The sequence below is a fragment of the Sphingomonas sp. P2_B6 genome, assembly GCF_056404755.1.
In genome coordinates this window covers 270,916-287,238 of the sequence record NZ_JBFUDK010000003.1, presented here as the reverse complement: position 1 = coordinate 287,238, position 16,323 = coordinate 270,916, and the positions used below count along the sequence as shown (strand labels likewise).

The window sequence follows — 16,323 nt, the reverse complement described above, 5'->3', positions numbered from 1 at the left end:
AGAGGCGTTGTTCAACAGCATGGTGAAGCAGAAGCTGGAGGCCGGCGAGACGGTGTTCGGCAGTTTCTTCAAGGTCGATTCGCCGCAGCTCGCGGAGCTGTTCGGCCTTGCCGGTTTCGACTTCCTGATCGTCGATGCCGAGCATGGCTGCTTCACCCACGGGCAGATCGAGAATCTGATCCGCACCTGCGAACGGATGGGCATGAGCAGCGTGATTCGCACTCCCGACGCCGAGGAAGCGAACATCCTGCACGTGCTCGACAGTGGCGCGAGCGGCATCCAGGTACCCTCGCTGAATAGCGCCGTGGAGGTCCGCGAGGTGATCCGCAAGGCCAAATACTGGCCGCTCGGCGAGCGTGGTTCGGCGCGCGCGTGCCGCGCGGCGGGCTATGGCACCGTCGCCGATTACGAGCAGCGCGCCAATCGCGAGACGCTGGTCAGCGTGCATGTCGAGAACAAGGAAATGGTCGAGGATATCGAGGCGCTGTGCGCCGTCGACGAACTCGACGTGCTGTTCATCGGACCGGGCGACCTCAGCGCGTCGCTGGGCCATCCCGGCAATGCCGGCCATCCCGATGTGGTCGCGGCGATCGACCGGGTGATCGAGGTCGCGGCGGGGCGCAAGCATATCGGGACGGTGGTCGGCAATGCGGCCCAGCTCGAATCCTATGTCGCGCGCGGCGTGCACTATATCGCCTGGCTGTCGGACCTGGGCATGCTGCGCGGGGCATTGAGCGCCGCGGCGGGCAACTTCGCCCGTTATCGCGCGTCGGGAGAGACGAAATGAAGAGACCCTCGGGCGGCCGCGGCCGCGAACTGGCCGGCGTCGCGCCACTGCTCGACGAACTTACCCAGGACATCCTGTACGACAAGGTCTGGGAGCGTAGCGAACTTTCCCCGCGCGATCGCAGCCTGATCACGGTGACGTGCCTGATCGCGCTCAACCGGGAGCAGGCGCAGGGCCATATGGAGCTCGGGCTGGAGAACGGCCTTACCGTGGAGGAACTGGGCGAGGCGATCGCCCATATCGCCTTTTATGCCGGCTGGCCGGTGGCGGTGAGCGCGGCGCGCAAGCTGAAGAACATCGTCGATGCGAAGGGGAAGGAATAGCGGGGATGGGCTATCGCCAGGCTCCCCTCTTTTTTGCTCCCCGGCCTTCGCCGGGGAACATGAGGAGCTTGCGGCTTCTGCCTTATCCCCGGCCGAGGAACGGGATCTTGTTCTGGACGAGCAGCGCTTCGTAGAAATTGAGGTGATCGGGAATGTCGGCCATGTGCACGACGATGCCGGCCGCATCCTCGGGCTGCGCGACGAGATCGTCGGGCAGGCTCCGCACGCCGCCTGACAGCTCGGTCGCGACGATGCCGGGATGGAAGACCGAGACGGCGATGTTGTGCGCCCGCCCGTCGATCGCCAGCGCCCGGGTGAGCCCGTCCAGGCCCCATTTGCTCGCGGTATAGGCCGGGCTCTCCGCGCGCGGGACGCGGGCGGAGATCGACCCGACATTGATGATCCGGCCATGCCCCTGCTGCTTCATGAGGCGGAACGCCGAGCGCGCGCACAGAAAGGCCGAGGTCAGGTTGGTATCGATGACCCGGTGCCACAGCGCGAGTTCAAGCGAGTCGACCGCCGTGCTGTCGGCGATGCCCGCATTGTTGACCAGCACATCGACCCGGCCGAACCGTTCGACCGCGCGGGCAAAGAGATGCGCGACCGCCGCTTCGTCGGTGACGTCGGTCGCCACCGCCAGCGCGTCGCAACCCATGGCCTCGATCCTGGCCACCAGCGCCTCCAGCCGTTCGGCGCGCCGCGCCGCCAGCACGACCCTGGCGCCCTTTTCGGCAAAAGCGATCGCACAGGCTTCGCCGATGCCCGAACTCGCGCCGGTGATCACCACCACCCGCTCGCGCAAGATGCTCAATGCCGTTCCTCCCGTCCCTATAAAGGATCGCGGCCGGTTACTGGCCCGCCGCCTTTTCCGCCTGATTCGATACCAGAGCGAGCGGATCATCGGCGACCACGGCGAGCCCGCCGCCGCGATCCGAGCGCACATTCTCGAACGTCCCGGCTTCCTTCTTGCGCAGGCCATAGGAGCGGACCAGTTCGATCTCGTCCTTCTCGATCGGCGCCATGCGCGGCTTCCGGGCGAGCGCCGCCTCGATATAAGGTGCCAGCTCGGCCTGCTTCGTCGCCAGCCGCTCCTCTTCGCCCTGTTTCAGCCGCGGCATCGCGGTGGTGGCGAACAGCTCGAGCGACTCGCAGATATGGTCGTGATTGGCCGGGCCGGTCTGCTGGACGAAGATGATCTGGTCGACGCCGACATCGGCATAGGCCTTGCAGTGCTGATAGACCTGTTCGGGCGTGCCGATGCCGCCATTGCCATGATTGTCCTCGATCGAGGCCTCGGCCTTTTTGAAGTCCTCCCACAGCGTCGAATGGCCAGGCTTCAGCTTACCGAACGACGCGTAGAAGCCGAGCGAATAGCCGAAATATTTGAACCCCTCGGTGCCGCGGCCGATCGCGACCTGCTCGTCCTCGTTCACCGACAGGGCGGTGACGATCGCGAAGTTCGCGTTCACCGCATGGCCGATCGGCACGCATTCGTCCGACTTGATGATGTCGTAATATTCCTGGACCCATTTGCCGGCCTGTTCGGGCGCGGCGAAGCCGAAAACCAGGGCGCCCATGCCGTTGCGCGCGGCATGCAGGATGGTGTCGCGGCGCGAGCAGGCGACCCAGAGCGGCGGGTGCGGCGCCTGGACCGGCTTGGGCACGATGTTGCGCGTCGGCATCGAGAAATGCTCGCCCTGGAAACCGGGATAGGGCGTCATGGCGAGCATATTGGCGCATTGCTCGGTCGCCTCGCGCCACATGCCCTTTTTCAGGTCGGGATCGACGCCGAAGCCTTCCAGCTCCATCGCGGTACCGCTTTCGCCGGTGCCCCATTCGACCCGGCCGTTGGACAGCAGGTCGAGCGTCGCGATCCGCTCGGCGACGCGGGCGGGGTGGTTGATCCTGGGCGGCATGACGCAGATGCCATGGCCGAGCCGCATCCTTTTAGTCCGCTGGCTGAGCGCGCCGAGGAACACTTCGGGTGCGGAGCTGTGCGAATATTCCTCGAGGAAATGATGCTCGACCAGCCAGGCATAGTCGTAGCCGAGCCGGTCGGCGAGCTCGAGCTCGTCGAGCGCGTTGTGGAAGATCTGGCGATCCTTTTCGGCGGTGAAGGGCGCGGGCGACTGATGCTCGTAAAACAGGCCGAATTGCATGGCGACTTCCCTCGTTCCTCTCCCGCCCCGGCTCTTGCGGCCACGAGCGTGACTGTAGATGACAGCCGGTCTTATAACAGCCTAGCTGATATAAAGGAAGAGTAGTTGTGACGCCGCCCGGGGCGCTGTCACGGGTCGACCGCAGCTTGTCGCCGTCGGGTCGATTTGCTATCGATCCGGCAAGGCACGGCTCGTGCCTCCCCCCACCAACGGGGAAGCATGCGACATGCGGGGCGCCTTGGTCTTTCGAACCATCCCGTTCGGGCATGCGCATGAGGTGGGATTGCGAACATCGCTCGAAAGAGGAGGTTCTCGATGACGTTATCCGCCCCGATCTTCCGACTGAAGCGTCAGGCCAGGTTGCTTGCGCGCATGTCCGACGTTCCGCTTCACGCAGCGCTCGACCAGCTGGCCCGAAAGGAAGGCTTCCGAAGCTGGAGCCATCTGTCCGCGTCGGTACCCGGCCAGCGACCGACCGGCAAAATGCTCGCGCAGTTCGATCCAGGCGATCTGGTGCTGCTGGGCGCGCGTCCCGGCCATGGCAAGACGCTGATGGGCCTCGAGATCGCGGTCGAGGCGGTCCGGACCGGCAGGCCAGCCTTTTTCTTCACGCTGGAAGACCATGAAGGCGTGGTGTTCGATCGCCTGCAAGGACTCGGCAACCACGATGAAAGGATCAGGGACAGGCTGATCGTCGATACGTCCGATGCGATCTGCGCCGAGCATATCATCGATCGGATCGGCAGCGGCAACAGCGGCGCCGTGGCGATCATCGACTATCTCCAGCTGCTGGATCAGCGGCGGCGCAACCCGGAACTAGCCGTCCAGGTGCAGGCATTGAAGCTGTTCGCGGCCGCGACGGGATGCATCATCGTGGCGCTGTCCCAGATCGATCGCGCTTTCGAGACGACGGGGAGAAACCTCCCGGCGCTGGCGGACATCCGTTTGCCGAATCCGTTCGACACCAGCGCCTTCACCAAGGCGTGCTTCCTGCACAATGGCGAAGCCCGTCTCGAGCAACTGGCCTGACGTCGTCGGCGGAGCGGCCCCGCGGGCGTCTCGGCATGATTCCAGGCTCGATCGTCAGGAAAGCCGGGCCGCCCGCGCATAGCCGCCGTCGAGATAGATCAGCGGATCGACCTCCCCCGAGTAGTCGACCTCACGCACCGCGCCGATCACCACGGCGTGCGTGCCATATTCGACATGCGTCTCATATTCGCAGATGAAATGGGCCTGTGCCTCGTGCAGATAGGGCGTGCCGCAGGCGCCCGATCCCCAGCTGCCCTCGCTGAACCGTTCCTCGCCCTTCATCGCGCCGCTACAGGCCTTCGATACGTCGAGCTGATCGGCGTGCAGGATGTTGACGCAGAAATTGGCGCCGGCGGTGAGCGGCCCGTACAGGCTGGCGTTCCTGTTGACGCAGACGAGCAGCGACGGCGGATCCATGCTGAGCTCGCTCACCGCGGTCGCGGTCATCGCCCAGCGTCGTTCTTCGTGCCAGCAGGTGATCACCACCACTGCCTTGCCGAGCCGGCGCAGCCCGGCGCGCAGCTGCTCCGCGATACTCGGCGCGCTTGCCAGTTCCGTCAGGTCAGTCATGTCCGCCCAGCCCTTCCCTGCCGACGATGCGTAGTCCGTATCCCTCGATGCCCGACAGGCGCGCTTCGCTCTCGGTGAGCAGCACGATATCCTTGACGCCCAGATCGAGCAGGATCTGGGCGCCGACGCCGTAATCGCGGATGCGCTGGTCGCGCGTCGGCGTGGATCCGTTGCTGCGCCGCTCGGAGATCGCGCTGGTCGAGGGATCGCGGATGAAGACGATCACCCCCGGGCTGTCGCTCAGCCCGATCCGGGTCAGCGCGCGCTCGACATAATGGCGCCGCTCGGTCGGCGGGCCGAGCATGTCGGACACGAAATCGAGCCGGTGCATGCGCACCAGGGTCGGCAGTTCGGGCGCGATCCGCCCGCGCCAGAGCGCGACATGCTCGACATGGTCGATCATGTTGCGGAACACGGTGAGGCGGAAATCCGTGCCGTAGATCGTTTCGAACGCTTCCTCATGGACTCGCTCGACGCAGCGTTCGGTGCGGCGGCGATAGCTGATCAGGTCGGCGATCGTGCCGATCGGCATGTCGTGCGCTTCCGAGAAGCGGATCAGATCCGGCAGGCGCGCCATGGTGCCGTCGTCGTTGAGGATCTCGCAGATCACGCCGGCGGGCATCAGCCCGGCGAGGCGTGACACGTCGACCGCGGCCTCGGTATGACCCGCGCGCACCAGCACGCCGCCGGCACGCGCAACGAGCGGGAAGACATGGCCGGGCGAGACGATGTCGGCGGCACCCTTGGAAGGGTCCATCGCGACGGCGATGGTATGCGCGCGGTCCTGCGCCGAGATGCCGGTGGTTACGCCTTCGCGCGCCTCGATCGTGACGGTGAAGGCAGTGCGGTGGCCAGAGAGATTCTCGGCGACCATCGGCGGCAGGCGCAGTTCGCTCGCGCGCTCCTCGGTGATCGCGACGCAGATCAGGCCGCGGGCGTGGCGCGCCATGAAATTGATCTGGTCGGGCGTGGCGAACTGGGCGGGGATGATGACGTCGCCCTCATTCTCCCGGTCCTCGGCGTCGACCAGGATATAGGGGCGGCCGTTGCGCGCCGCCGCGATGATGTCCTCGATCGGCGAGATCGCACGGTGGATGCTCGCCGGTGTCGGGTCGAGCAGGGCGGACTCAATAGGCATCGGCGTCCTGCAATGTCTCGCGTGCGTGGCGCCAGCTGTCCGACCCGGCGGGCAGGCCGACATAGAGCGTGGTGTGGAGCAGGATCTCACGGATCTCGTCCTTGGTCACGCCATTGGCCAGCGCGCCGTTGATATGGTTGCGCAGCTGGTCGGGGCGCGACTGGCCGATCAGGATCGCGATGGTGAGCATGCTGCGGGTCTTGCGATCGAGCCCGGGGCGGCTCCACACATCGCCGAAGCACAGGCGCGTCACCAGGTCCTGCAGCGGCTCCTGGAAATCGTCGGTATTGTCGAGGCTGCGAACCCCGGGCTCGCCGAACATCTCGAAGCGCATTGCGCGGCCGCGGTCGTAGGAATCGTCTTTTTCCATCATCTGGTCTTTCAGCTGTCGGTGGGATGCAGCAGCGGCCGTACCGCGTCGGCCGCCCGGGCAAGTTCGGCACGCGCATCGGGCGAGACGCCGACGGCGCGCAGGAACCCATGGATCATGCCGGATGCGCGCTGGAACGAGGTGGGCACGCCGGCCGCGTCGAGCCGGTCGGCGAGCTCCCGCGCTTCGCCGTACAAGGGGTCGAGCGCGGCGGCGACGATATGCGTGAAGGGCAGGCCGGCCAGGTCTTCGCGGTCGACCGGTGCCGGGTAGCGGTCGAGCCCGCCGCACCGCCGGAACAGTGCGATATAGGAGCGGACGCGGTCGTCGGTGAGCAGCGGATCGCGGCTGGCGGCATAGTCGGCCCGGGCCGGGTCCATCGCGAAGGTGCCGTAGAACAGCATCAGGCAGGCGGGCATCGCACCGCCCGCATCCCGCGCCTTGGCGGCGCAGGCGAGCGCGAGCAGCGCCCCGGCGCTGTCTCCGGCCAGCGCGAGGCGTGCGGGATCGACGTTCAGCGCGTCGGCCTGGCGCGCGAGCCAGGCAAGGGCCCGGTCGCAATCGTCCTGCGCGGCGGCGTAATCCGCCTCGGGCAGCCGGCGATAGCCGATGCTCGCGACCAGCGCGCCGGTCGCGTCGGCAAGCGCGGCGCAGGCGATGTCGAAGCTCTCGATGCTGCCCAGTGCGAAGCCGCCGCCATGAACATAGCAGATCGCCGGGCGCGGCCGATCCCCGCCCGGATCGTAGAGGCGCAGCGGAATCTCGCGGCCCGGCGCCGCGATGGCGCTGTCGAAGCGCGCGACCCCGTGCGCCAGGCCCTGGGCGAAGCGGTGCGCGCTCAGGTCGCCGGCCAGCCGCATCGTCTCCAAATCGGCCGCCAGAGGCTGGGCGCGGAACAGCTCGACATAGCGCGCGATGCCCGGTCCGGGCTCGTCTGCAATCACGCGCGAATCAGCCCACGGCCTCATAACGAACCTCGAGCGGCAGCTCGGTCAGCTCGGCCAGCCGCGGCGCGACCTCGCGTGCCACCAGGGTGAGATTGTCGACCGTGTCCTGATGGTCGAGCTCGCCCGCCTGGCCCATCATCAGCAAATTGCCGAAGCCGCCGGTCTCGCCATGGAATTGCGCGAGCTGGTCATAGACGTCGTCGGGCGTGCCGACGAAGAACAGGCCGGCGTCCATATATTGTTCGATCGAGCCGTCGACCGGCAGCGGCTGCCCGTTGCGCATCCGCGGGCGCATCGCCGAGGAGCCGGCCTGCAGCATGCGGATATTGGCCTCGACCGGGTTGAAGCCCCAGGGATTGCGGAACTGCGGTTCGAGCCGCGCGGCGGTGGTGAAATAGCTCTTCATTTCCTCGGCGCGGCGGAACGCGGTGGCGCGGTCGTCGGCGCAGGCGACCAGCGCCAGATAGGCGAGCTTGTCCTGCCCCGGCTGCCGGCCATGCGCCGCGGCATAGGCTTCGCGATAGCCAGTGAAGACCGATCGCGCGACGGCGCCGGAGAGGAAGGTCGCGCAGGTATAGCCGCGCAGCCCATAATCGCGCGCGCTGGTCGCGCTCGAGGCGGTCATCCAGAGCGGCGGATGCGGCTGCTGGATCGGGCGCGGCCACATGCTGACCGTGCGGTAATGGAAATGCTCGCCTTCCCAGGAGAAGACCTCGCCCTGGTTCGACAGGGCGGCGAGGATCAGGTCGTGCGCTTCCCAGAACCGGTCCATGAAGCCGGTCGGCTGGCGGTTCGACATGAACAGCTCATAGGCCGCGCCCTTGACCAGCCCGACCTCGAGCCGCCCCCCCGAGAGCGCATCGACCATCGCGATCTCCTCCGCCACGCGTAGCGGGTTGGACCGGTTGGCGAGCGGGATGCCGAGCGCGAGCAGCCGCGCCTTGCTGGTCTGGCGCGCGAGGATCGCGAGCGTGGTCATGCAGGAAGTCGACATGCAGGTGGCGGCGGCATGGTGCTCGTTCACCATGATGTTCAGCCCCAGCTCGTCGGCCAGCATATATTCGTCGAGATAGCGGTTGAGCAGCCGCCCCGCCTCGTTCGGGTCGCAATGATGCTGCGGCAGGGTGACTCGCATCGAGCCCGGTACCGGGAAGGCGGGGTGATAGGCCTGTTCAGTGAAATGCCAGATCTTCATGCTTGGTCTCCGGCCGCGCGGTCAGGCGGCGGCAAAGGCCGCGATACGGGCGGCGAGCGTGGCGGGCTGATCGGCATGGAGCCGGTGGCCGGCGCCGGCGAATGTCTCGACCTCGGCCTGGGGCAATGCCTCGCGCCAGGCCGCGCGATAGGTGTCACTGACGATCGCATCCTCGGCGCCCCAGGCGACCAGCGTCGGCACGCCGATCCGGTGCAGCCGGTCGACCAGCTTCGGGTTCGACATATAGGGGGTCCAGCCATAGAGGCTCGCGGCTTCGTCGTTGCGCATCAGCCGGCGGATCCGCTCCTCGGGCAGCCTGGTGAGCCTGGCCATGTCATTGCCGGCCTCGGCCGGGCCGACCTGCAGGCGGGCGCCCAGTTCCTGGCGCGAGAGCATGAAGATATCGGCGACATGCTGCTCGCGGCGATGCGCGGTGGGCAGGCCCAGCGGCGAGACCAGCACGAGCCGCGCGGCGCGGTCCGGCTCCTTGGTCAGCGTCTCGGCCGCCACCCAGGCGCCGAACGAGCTGCCCACCACCACCGGCTGCGCCAGCGACAGCAAGTTCATCATGTCGAGATAGAAATAGCCAAGGTCGTCGACCCGATCGAGCCGCGCGGGCCGGGCGGAATTGCCGAAGCCGGGGTGCGAGGGCGCATGGACGGTGAAGTCCCGCGCCAGGTCGCGCAGCAGCGGCGCGGCGCCTTCGAGGCCATCGAGCCCGTGCAGAAACAGCAGCGGCGCGCCGCTCCCGGCGGTGAACAGCTCGACCTCGGTGCCGAGCACGTCGATCGACGACAGCGTGCCGAAATTCAGCTCGTCAAGGCACCCCGTTTCCATCGCTCTCCACTCGTCCTGTTCGTGCCATGGACAGTGTTTCCCGGGGACTGATACGTCCAATTCTTTGTTCTTGAGCGTCCGATACCCTGCAAGTATGGGTTGCCGATGGAACTGAGGCATTTGCGATATTTCCGCGCGATCGGCCGCGAGCAGCATTTCGGGCGTGCCGCGGTCACGCTCCGCGTGGCGCAGCCGGCGCTTACCCGCCAGATCCGCGACCTCGAGGCCGAGCTGGGGGTCGAGCTGTTCGAACGGCTGCCCCGCGGCGTGCGCCTGTCCAGCGCCGGCCGCGTGTTCCTCGACGAGGTCGAGGAGATCCTCTCGCAGGTCGATCGCGCGGTCGACCGCGCGCGGCGGATGGGCAGCGGGCATCTCGGCACGATCCGGGTCGGGCTGAGCGAGATCATCACGGCGTACGATTTCATTTCCTACGGCCTGCTGCATTTTCGCGAGAACGAGCCGCTGGTCGCGCTCGACCTGCGTTCGATGGGGTCGATGGCCCAGATCGCCGCGCTCCGGGAAGGCACGCTCGATGTCGGCCTGGTCTATGACGCGCACATCGACGAGCGCGATGACGAGGGGCTCGACCGCGCGCCGATCGGCACGGGCAAGACGATGCTGGCGGTGCATGAGAGCCACCGGCTCGCGGGCCGCGCCTCGATCACCATGGCCGAGATCGTCGAGGAGCCCGTGCTCGGCCCGGCGCGCGCCACCGCGCCCGGCTATTATGATCGGCTGATGGCGGCCTGCATCAGCAGCGGCAGCGCGCCGCGCTTCGTACAGGAATGCACGACCAATTCGATCCTGTTCAGTCTTGTCGCGGTCGGCATGGGGGTCGGCCTGGTGACGGCGGGCGGGCCGCTGTCGCCCGGCCACAATATCCGGCTGATCCCGATCGCCGATCTCGGGCTCGAGCTTCAGGTCCTGCTCGTCTGGCGCGCGCGGGACCGCTCGGCGGCGCTGCACCGGTTCATCGACATGATGGTGAAGCACGCCGCAACCGCCGGCTGAACGCGACGGCCTGTCGCCTCGTCCTCCCGGCAGGATGACGGCGCTCGGTTTCGATCCTGCTATCATCCAGTGGAGAGGAGCGCATCATGACTGACGCACGGCCGCTGAACGGCTTGTACCATTTCGCCTATCCCTGCCGCGATGCGGAGGAGACGCGCCATTTCTATGAAGATATTCTGGGGCTGCCGCTGGTCAATTGCATGATGTCCGAGCGCGTGCCGAGCACGGGCGAGGAACAGCCCTATGTCCATTTCTTCTTCGAGCTCGGCGACGGATCGTACATCGCCTTTTTCGACCTGGGCGGTGAGGAGAAACCCGCCCCGTCGCCCAACACGCCCGAATGGGTCCAGCATTTCGCGATCGAGACCAATTCGGTGGCGGATGTCGACGCGATGCGCCTGCGGCTCGCCGAACATGGCGTAAAGACCACGCCGCTGGTCGATCATGAATTCGTGCGCTCGATCTATTTCTTCGACCCGAACGGCCTCAGGCTCGAAATCGCGGCGCGGACCGAGGAGCCGGGCTTCCTGGCACAGGCAGCAAGCGAGGCACACGCCACGCTGGCGACCTGGGACAAGCGCAAGCACGGCTGACCTTGTCGGTCCCAGGTCTTCGATCGGCCGGCGTCCATTACCTGTCGCATGGACAGAAGGGCGCCCGGTTGGCAGGAAGATCGCCGGGAAAATGACAAAAGGTTGAGCATCGCATGGCAGACACCGAACAATCGCGCCGGCGAGTCCAGTCGATCGAAGTCGGGTTTAGAGTGCTCAGGGTCCTGCGCATGGCGGAAGGCGCACTGCCGCTGCGCGAGATCGCCGCGCGCGCGAGCATGCCGCCGAGCAAGGTGCACCTCTATCTGGTCAGCTTCGTTCGCGAGAACATGGCCTATCAGGATCCGCAGAACGGCTATTACGGGCTTGGCTCCTTTGCCATCCAGCTCGGCCTCGCCGCGATTCGGCAGCTCGACGTGGTGACGATCGCCGCCGACTCGATGACCGAGTTGCGCGACAAGACCGATTGCGCGATCTATCTTTCGCTCTGGGGCGATCGCGGGCCGTGCATCGTGGCCAAGGCCGACGGCAGGCTCCAGGGCGCCTTTTCGGTGCGCCTCGGCTATATCCTGCCGATGACGAGCACGGCGACCGGCCTCGTCTTCCGGACGCATTTGCCGCCATATGAAACCGCGCGCGCTCTGGAGGCACAGGCGGCGTACGACGCCTCGGGCAACGCCCGCCTGCCCAGCGAAGAAGAGGTGGCGGAGAGCATCGAGAAGATCCGCAGCCTGGGCTATGCGTCGACGGTCGGCATGCTCAACCGCAACTTTGCCGGCATGGCCGCGCCGATCTTCGATTACAGCAACAAGATCGCCGCCACGCTGACCCTGCTGGGTCCAAGCGAGTTCATGAGTCGTCCGCGCCACAAGGAGTTCGTCAAGCTGCTGCTCGACGCGACTCAGGGCATATCGCAGCGGCTGGGCGCAGCGCCGGGCAAGGAATAAAGCCCTAGGTGCGGACGAAATCGGGCGCGCGGCGGCCCGCGGCGGCGGCGTCGAGCCGCAGCCTGCGGGCCTCGGCACGTTTAGCGTCATCGAGCCACGCGCGCTCATGGCCCCACAGGCTCGGGCCGTAATCGCATTCGAACGGCTCCCACCGCGCCGGATCGATCGATCGCCCGCCCCAGCCATATTCGATCATGAAGCCGGACGGCGTGCGCGCGTAGAAGGAAGTCATGAAATCATTGGTGTGGCGCCCGAGCGTCACGCCGATGCGCCCCTCTTCGAGCTGCGCCAGGTCGTAGCCCTGGCCGACATCGTCGAGCGAATCGAGTTCGACCATCAGATGATGGAAGCCGTTCACCCCGGTCTCGATCGCCGCGAAGCTGTGGTGGCGGCTGTTGAGATGGAAGAAGAACGCCTTGAACGGGCGCAGCGCATAATCGCTGAGCCGAAAGCCGAGCAGGTCGGTGTAGAAAGGCAGTATCGCATCGATCGACGTGACCGTCAGCACGACATGGCCGAGCCCGAGCGGCCCGGTGCGGAACCCGCTGATCGCGCGACCCGGCGTGAAGGGGGTGGCCGCGGCGGCGGCGCCATGGAAGAATTCGATCCGGTTGCCCGCCGGATCCTCGCCAATGATCAGTGCGGCCACGCGGCGCTGCTCCGCTTCGATCCGGGTTCCCGGGCGGACCGGGTGACCGGCATCGGAGAGCTGCGCCGCGAGCTGTGCGAGCGCAGCGGCATCGGCGACTTCCCACCCCGTCGCGCTCACCCCTTCCCGCGCGCCTTTCTCGACGAACAGCCGCCCCGCGCGCCCGTCGGTGCGTAGGGCAAAACCGCTCCCATTCCGGTCAGCGACCTGCATCCCGAGCAGGCCCGTCGAGAAATCCGCCCAGGCATCGGCCTGTGCCGTCGAGACTCCGATATAGCCGAGCGACTGCAGCAGCATGGGCGTGAGCAATCCAGCAGAAACGAATGACGCTCGACATTACCGGATGCTGGGCCGCCCGCTAGCCCAAAAGAGCGACTTCAGAGGCGCTGCACGCCCGGGCGGCGATATTCCGGCGTCAATTCCTCGATGTCGCCCCCTTCGTCCGGGGCAGTGGAGGAACTGAGCGAGTCGAGCAGGATGAGGAGATGGCCGCGCAACGCGGCCTGCTGGTCGGCGCTGAGTGGTTTCAGCAGCTCGCGCTCGAGATCGCGCGTGTCCTTCTGGAGCTGCTTGAGCGCGGACGCACCGGTCTCCGTCAGGCTCAGCTCGAGCAGGCGCTTGTTGGCGTCACTGACCCGCCGGTCGATCAGGCCCTTGGTTTCGAGCAGGGCGATCTGCTTGATCATCGTCTGAGGCTTGACGTCGTACAGCCGGGCCAGCTCGGCCGAGGACATGTTGGGCCGCGTCGACAGGGTGGTCAGGATCCGGAACTGGACCGCGGTGACCCCGAGCGGGTTCAGGACCGATTCGAGTTGCACATAGGCCTTGTACTGAACCTGCTTGACCAGATGCAGGATCGAGTGCGTGCTTCGATCGGCGTTTGCGCGAGCGGCTTTCCCCATCCGCCCTTAGTGTCCGATCCTTGCCGGGCTGTCCAGCGACCCCGGGAAGCGGACTGCCATGGCCGCGCCCCGCCGCGCATTTCGACATGACAATTTTTTTATCCGAAACCGATCTGGACGGCTTCACATTACTAAGCCAAGCTGACATTCACCATCGGGCTTTCGTTTGTATATATCGAATGCCGTATGATATGATGATCGACAATCCGATGCCGATTCAATCGGCCGGACCATGACTGCGACAGTCAGGGGAGGGAAACAGGCTATGGTGACCGAGGCGCGGGCAATCGACGTTGACAGCTTTCTCGATGGGCTGAAATTCAGCCGCTTCCATCTCATCATCCTCATTCTGTGCACGTTCCTGGCCGCGATCGACGGTTATGAGATCTATGTCGTCGGCTGGGTCCTGCCGGACCTGGCCAGGGATTTCGGCGTGCCGACCACCGCCATCACGTCGGCGATGATCGCACAGCAAGTGGGCATGCTCGCTGGCGCCTTCCTCATCCCGCCGCTCGCCGACCGCGTCGGGCGGCCGCGGCTGCTGCTGTTCTGCTATACCGGCATGATGCTGAGCGCGCTCGCGATCCTGTTTACCACATCGCTGACACCTTTCACCATCTGCCGTTTCGTCGCCGGCTTTTGCGGCACCGCGATGATACCGATCCTCGTCACCCTGGCGTCCGAGACGGCGCCGAAGCGGCTGCGCGCGACGATGAGCGCGATCACGGTCAGCGGCACGATGATCGGGGCGCTGCTCGGCGCGCTGATGCAGGGCTTTGTGCTCGAGCCGTTCGGCTGGCGCGGCGCCTTCTGGATCGCGGTCGCATTGCCGGCGATCATGCTGCCCTTCATCTATTTCTTCCTGCCCGAATCGCTGCGCTCGCTCGCCGCGCGCAACCCGGACGATCCGGCGATCCAGACGCTCGCGCACCGGATGCAGCCGGCGCTCGAGGCGCCGGTGACGCTGGTCGCCGCGCCCCGGCCGGAACGGCCCGCGCTCGCCATCCTGTTCACTGATATCCTCGGACCCGGCCAGCGGCTGAAGACGTTCCTGATGTGGGCGATCACCATTTCCAGCTTCGTGTTCATCACCGCCGGCGTGTGGAAGACGACGATCTTCAAGGATGTGATCGGCCTGCCCTGGCAGCAGGTGGCGCTGATCAACGGGACCAACACGGTCGCCGGGTTCATCGGCATGCTCAGCATCGGCTTTTTCATCGACCGGTTCGGCTTCAAGCTGGTGATGACCTCTACCTTTCTGCTCGCTGCTCTGGGCGCGGTGATGGTCGGCCTGCTTGCGCCCGGTTTCGGCATGTTCGTCGCGGTCGCGCTGATGGCGGTGTTCCAGCATGGCGGCCAGGCGAGCATCGCCGCGCTCGCCGCCTCGCTCTATCCGCCGAGCAGCCGCGCGACCGGTGTGGGCTGGGCCTATGGCGCGGGGCGTGTCGCGTCGATCTTCGCGCCGCTGTTCGGTACCTTCGTGCTGACCGAAGGCTTCGGCCCGATCGGTATCTTCGCCATGCTCGGCGTTCCGCTGGCCTGCGGTGGCATCTTCACCTTCTGGCTGATGAGCCTGAAGGGCGCGCCGCAACCGGTGCGCACGGGGCATGGCCATGGGTGACGAGCGGGCGTCGCCCGTACCGCCGCCGGCGGTCGACGCTCACGCCCATATCTTCACGCGCGCGATGCCGTTCGCCCCGGACGCACATTCGCGTCCCGACTATGACTATTCCGTCGAAACCTATCTCGCCGATCTCGACCGTCACGGTATCGCCAGGGGCGTGATCGCGGCGGCGAGCCTGTTCGAGGACGGCAACGCCTACACGCTCGCGGCACTCACGGCGTATCCGAGGTTGCGCGCGACCGTCCTTCTGCCGCCGGACACGGGCCTTGCGACGCTGCGCGACCTGGCGGCGCGCGGCGTGGTGGGGGTCAGGTTGCAGTGGCGCCGGCTGGCGGATCTGCCCGATCTCGCGGTCGAGCCATGGCGCGGCTTCCTGCACCGGCTGGCCGAATGCGGAATGCATGTCGAACTGCTTGCCGGCGGCGCAGTGCTTCCGGCGCTGCTGCCGCGCTTCGACGCGAGCGGCGTGTCACTGGTGATCGATCATTTCGGGGTTCCCCCGCGCGAGCCGGCGGAGCGGCGCGCGGGCACTGAGGCGCTGCTCCGGGCGATCGATACCGGCCGCGCCTGGGTCAAGATCTCGGCCGGATTCCGCATGCCGTTCGAGATCGCCGCCGAGGTTGCCGCGCGCCTGCTCGACGCAGCCGGGCCCGGGCGGCTGCTCTGGGGCAGCGACGCGCCCTTCGTGAACCATGAGGCAAAGACCAGCTTTGCCGACTCGCTCGACCTGTATCGCCACCTCGTCCCCGATGCGGTGACGCGGGCGGCGATCGACCGGACGGCGCTGGCATTGTTTTTCAATCAGGAGAGCCACGCATGAATCGCACGGAACGCGCCATGGCCACCGCCGAGCTCGAAATGGGGCTCGCCGATTTCTGGCACGACGTCGACACCAATTGGGGCCGCAGCGCCGGCGACTATTATGCGCCCGACGCGGTCTATAGTTCGGGCCGGCTTCACCTCGAAGGGCGCGAGGCGATCCAGAATTTCTACAGCTGGCGCGAGGCGCGGGGCGCGCGCGTCGCGGTCCATGCGTTCAGCAACTTCCGCGCCGATTTCGACGGGGCGGGCGGCGCCACGGCGCATTGGTACATGCTGCTATGGGCGGCCGATGGCGAAGCGCCCCAGGAAAGCACGTCGCCCGCCCGGATCAGCCGGGCGACCGAAAGCTTTCGCTGGGACGAGACGGCGCAACGCTGGCTCTGCACCCGGCGCGAACTGGTCAACCTGTTCCGCGGTGGGGCGCAGCTCAATTTCACCTGAACGGGCCTGTCGGCCGGAGAC

19 protein-coding genes are annotated in these 16,323 nt (G+C 66.6%); 9 read left to right on the top strand and 10 right to left on the bottom strand.

The annotated features are described in order from the left end of the window. Nucleotides 1–7: 7 nt before the first annotated feature. Complete coding sequence (locus AC1DX5_RS06015; RefSeq protein ID WP_478014551.1) at nt 8–787, top strand: HpcH/HpaI aldolase family protein; 780 nt, start codon at nt 8–10, stop codon at nt 785–787. Continuing rightward, a complete protein-coding gene (locus AC1DX5_RS06010) occupies nt 784–1,110 on the top strand; it encodes a carboxymuconolactone decarboxylase family protein (protein ID WP_465171001.1) in 327 nt (108 codons plus the stop codon). The genes AC1DX5_RS06015 and AC1DX5_RS06010 overlap by 4 nt, the downstream gene beginning before the upstream one ends. A gap of 82 nt (nt 1,111–1,192) precedes the next feature. Here AC1DX5_RS06010 and AC1DX5_RS06005 read toward each other — a convergent pair whose 3' ends face one another. Continuing rightward, the gene (locus AC1DX5_RS06005) at nt 1,193–1,921 is read right to left on the bottom strand and encodes an SDR family oxidoreductase (RefSeq protein WP_478014550.1); all 729 of its coding nucleotides are present in this window, start codon (nt 1,919–1,921) and stop codon (nt 1,193–1,195) included. Between the two features lie 37 nt (nt 1,922–1,958). Then, a complete protein-coding gene (locus tag AC1DX5_RS06000; protein ID WP_478014549.1) occupies nt 1,959–3,269 on the bottom strand; it encodes an LLM class flavin-dependent oxidoreductase in 1,311 nt (436 codons plus the stop codon). A 315-nt stretch (nt 3,270–3,584) separates the two neighbouring features. On the opposite strand from AC1DX5_RS06000, the gene AC1DX5_RS05995 reads away from it, so the two are divergent. Continuing rightward, the gene (locus AC1DX5_RS05995; protein WP_465175136.1) at nt 3,585–4,298 is read left to right on the top strand and encodes a DNA helicase; all 714 of its coding nucleotides are present in this window, start codon (nt 3,585–3,587) and stop codon (nt 4,296–4,298) included. Nucleotides 4,299–4,352: 54 nt separating this feature from the next. Here AC1DX5_RS05995 and AC1DX5_RS05990 read toward each other — a convergent pair whose 3' ends face one another. The 6 genes from AC1DX5_RS05990 to AC1DX5_RS05965 are packed head-to-tail and all read right to left on the bottom strand — an operon-like array spanning nt 4,353 to nt 9,355. Next, nucleotides 4,353–4,868, bottom strand: a complete 516-nt coding sequence (locus AC1DX5_RS05990) for a flavin reductase family protein (protein ID WP_465170997.1) — start codon at nt 4,866–4,868, stop codon at nt 4,353–4,355. Then, nucleotides 4,861–6,006, bottom strand: coding sequence for a 3,4-dihydroxy-2-butanone-4-phosphate synthase (gene ribB, locus AC1DX5_RS05985; RefSeq protein WP_478014548.1), 1,146 nt, complete (start codon nt 6,004–6,006; stop codon nt 4,861–4,863). Before ribB ends, AC1DX5_RS05990 begins: the two co-directional genes overlap by 8 nt. Next, on the bottom strand, nt 5,996–6,379 hold the full coding sequence (locus AC1DX5_RS05980; protein ID WP_465181573.1) for a carboxymuconolactone decarboxylase family protein: 384 nt from the start codon (nt 6,377–6,379) through the stop codon (nt 5,996–5,998). The genes ribB and AC1DX5_RS05980 overlap by 11 nt, the downstream gene beginning before the upstream one ends. An 8-nt stretch (nt 6,380–6,387) precedes the next feature. Continuing rightward, a complete protein-coding gene (locus tag AC1DX5_RS05975) occupies nt 6,388–7,320 on the bottom strand; it encodes an alpha/beta hydrolase fold domain-containing protein (protein ID WP_478014547.1) in 933 nt (310 codons plus the stop codon). 7 nt (nt 7,321–7,327) lie between these two features. Next, nucleotides 7,328–8,518 (bottom strand): LLM class flavin-dependent oxidoreductase, encoded by a 1,191-nt coding sequence (locus AC1DX5_RS05970; protein WP_465170993.1) that lies wholly within the window; start codon nt 8,516–8,518, stop codon nt 7,328–7,330. Nucleotides 8,519–8,539: 21 nt separating this feature from the next. Further along, nucleotides 8,540–9,355 (bottom strand): alpha/beta fold hydrolase, encoded by an 816-nt coding sequence (locus AC1DX5_RS05965; RefSeq protein WP_465170992.1) that lies wholly within the window; start codon nt 9,353–9,355, stop codon nt 8,540–8,542. 105 nt (nt 9,356–9,460) lie between these two features. Here AC1DX5_RS05965 and AC1DX5_RS05960 point away from each other — a divergent pair, with 105 nt between their 5' ends. The 3 genes from AC1DX5_RS05960 (at nt 9,461) to AC1DX5_RS05950 (ending at nt 11,864) form a co-directional block, all read left to right on the top strand. Then, complete coding sequence (locus AC1DX5_RS05960; protein WP_478014546.1) at nt 9,461–10,366, top strand: LysR family transcriptional regulator; 906 nt, start codon at nt 9,461–9,463, stop codon at nt 10,364–10,366. A gap of 86 nt (nt 10,367–10,452) precedes the next feature. Next, nucleotides 10,453–10,959 carry a VOC family protein gene (locus AC1DX5_RS05955; protein ID WP_478014545.1) on the top strand — a complete coding sequence of 169 codons (507 nt, stop codon included), beginning with the start codon at nt 10,453–10,455 and terminating at the stop codon, nt 10,957–10,959. A 113-nt stretch (nt 10,960–11,072) separates the two neighbouring features. Next, complete coding sequence (locus tag AC1DX5_RS05950) at nt 11,073–11,864, top strand: IclR family transcriptional regulator (RefSeq protein WP_478014544.1); 792 nt, start codon at nt 11,073–11,075, stop codon at nt 11,862–11,864. A gap of 4 nt (nt 11,865–11,868) precedes the next feature. Here the strand turns inward: AC1DX5_RS05950 and AC1DX5_RS05945 are convergent, their stop codons facing one another. Both AC1DX5_RS05945 and AC1DX5_RS05940 read right to left on the bottom strand, forming a co-directional pair. Then, nucleotides 11,869–12,810, bottom strand: coding sequence for a VOC family protein (locus AC1DX5_RS05945; protein ID WP_478014543.1), 942 nt, complete (start codon nt 12,808–12,810; stop codon nt 11,869–11,871). Nucleotides 12,811–12,890: 80 nt separating this feature from the next. After that, a complete protein-coding gene (locus tag AC1DX5_RS05940) occupies nt 12,891–13,415 on the bottom strand; it encodes a MarR family winged helix-turn-helix transcriptional regulator (RefSeq protein WP_465170987.1) in 525 nt (174 codons plus the stop codon). 265 nt (nt 13,416–13,680) lie between these two features. Here AC1DX5_RS05940 and AC1DX5_RS05935 point away from each other — a divergent pair, with 265 nt between their 5' ends. The 3 genes from AC1DX5_RS05935 to AC1DX5_RS05925 are packed head-to-tail and all read left to right on the top strand — an operon-like array spanning nt 13,681 to nt 16,302. Continuing rightward, complete coding sequence (locus tag AC1DX5_RS05935) at nt 13,681–15,036, top strand: MFS transporter (protein ID WP_465175128.1); 1,356 nt, start codon at nt 13,681–13,683, stop codon at nt 15,034–15,036. Next, on the top strand, nt 15,029–15,859 hold the full coding sequence (locus AC1DX5_RS05930; RefSeq protein ID WP_478014542.1) for an amidohydrolase family protein: 831 nt from the start codon (nt 15,029–15,031) through the stop codon (nt 15,857–15,859). The genes AC1DX5_RS05935 and AC1DX5_RS05930 overlap by 8 nt, the downstream gene beginning before the upstream one ends. Beyond that, on the top strand, nt 15,856–16,302 hold the full coding sequence (locus tag AC1DX5_RS05925; RefSeq protein ID WP_465170984.1) for a nuclear transport factor 2 family protein: 447 nt from the start codon (nt 15,856–15,858) through the stop codon (nt 16,300–16,302). The genes AC1DX5_RS05930 and AC1DX5_RS05925 overlap by 4 nt, the downstream gene beginning before the upstream one ends. Nucleotides 16,303–16,323 lie beyond the last annotated feature (21 nt).

Bases quoted from the DNA above. Each gene is read 5' to 3' on its own strand.
- AC1DX5_RS06010 (WP_465171001.1), top strand. From the start codon at position 784: ATGAAGAGACCCTCGGGCGGCCGCGGCCGCGAACTGGCCGGCGTCGCG.
- AC1DX5_RS06000 (WP_478014549.1), bottom strand. From the start codon at position 3,269: ATGCAATTCGGCCTGTTTTACGAGCATCAGTCGCCCGCGCCCTTCACC.
- AC1DX5_RS05995 (WP_465175136.1), top strand. From the start codon at position 3,585: ATGACGTTATCCGCCCCGATCTTCCGACTGAAGCGTCAGGCCAGGTTG.
- AC1DX5_RS05990 (WP_465170997.1), bottom strand. From the start codon at position 4,868: ATGACTGACCTGACGGAACTGGCAAGCGCGCCGAGTATCGCGGAGCAG.
- ribB (WP_478014548.1), bottom strand. From the start codon at position 6,006: ATGCCTATTGAGTCCGCCCTGCTCGACCCGACACCGGCGAGCATCCAC.
- AC1DX5_RS05980 (WP_465181573.1), bottom strand. From the start codon at position 6,379: ATGATGGAAAAAGACGATTCCTACGACCGCGGCCGCGCAATGCGCTTC.
- AC1DX5_RS05970 (WP_465170993.1), bottom strand. From the start codon at position 8,518: ATGAAGATCTGGCATTTCACTGAACAGGCCTATCACCCCGCCTTCCCG.
- AC1DX5_RS05965 (WP_465170992.1), bottom strand. From the start codon at position 9,355: ATGGAAACGGGGTGCCTTGACGAGCTGAATTTCGGCACGCTGTCGTCG.
- AC1DX5_RS05960 (WP_478014546.1), top strand. From the start codon at position 9,461: ATGGAACTGAGGCATTTGCGATATTTCCGCGCGATCGGCCGCGAGCAG.
- AC1DX5_RS05955 (WP_478014545.1), top strand. From the start codon at position 10,453: ATGACTGACGCACGGCCGCTGAACGGCTTGTACCATTTCGCCTATCCC.
- AC1DX5_RS05950 (WP_478014544.1), top strand. From the start codon at position 11,073: ATGGCAGACACCGAACAATCGCGCCGGCGAGTCCAGTCGATCGAAGTC.
- AC1DX5_RS05945 (WP_478014543.1), bottom strand. From the start codon at position 12,810: ATGCTGCTGCAGTCGCTCGGCTATATCGGAGTCTCGACGGCACAGGCC.
- AC1DX5_RS05940 (WP_465170987.1), bottom strand. From the start codon at position 13,415: ATGGGGAAAGCCGCTCGCGCAAACGCCGATCGAAGCACGCACTCGATC.
- AC1DX5_RS05935 (WP_465175128.1), top strand. From the start codon at position 13,681: ATGGTGACCGAGGCGCGGGCAATCGACGTTGACAGCTTTCTCGATGGG.
- AC1DX5_RS05930 (WP_478014542.1), top strand. From the start codon at position 15,029: ATGGGTGACGAGCGGGCGTCGCCCGTACCGCCGCCGGCGGTCGACGCT.
- AC1DX5_RS05925 (WP_465170984.1), top strand. From the start codon at position 15,856: ATGAATCGCACGGAACGCGCCATGGCCACCGCCGAGCTCGAAATGGGG.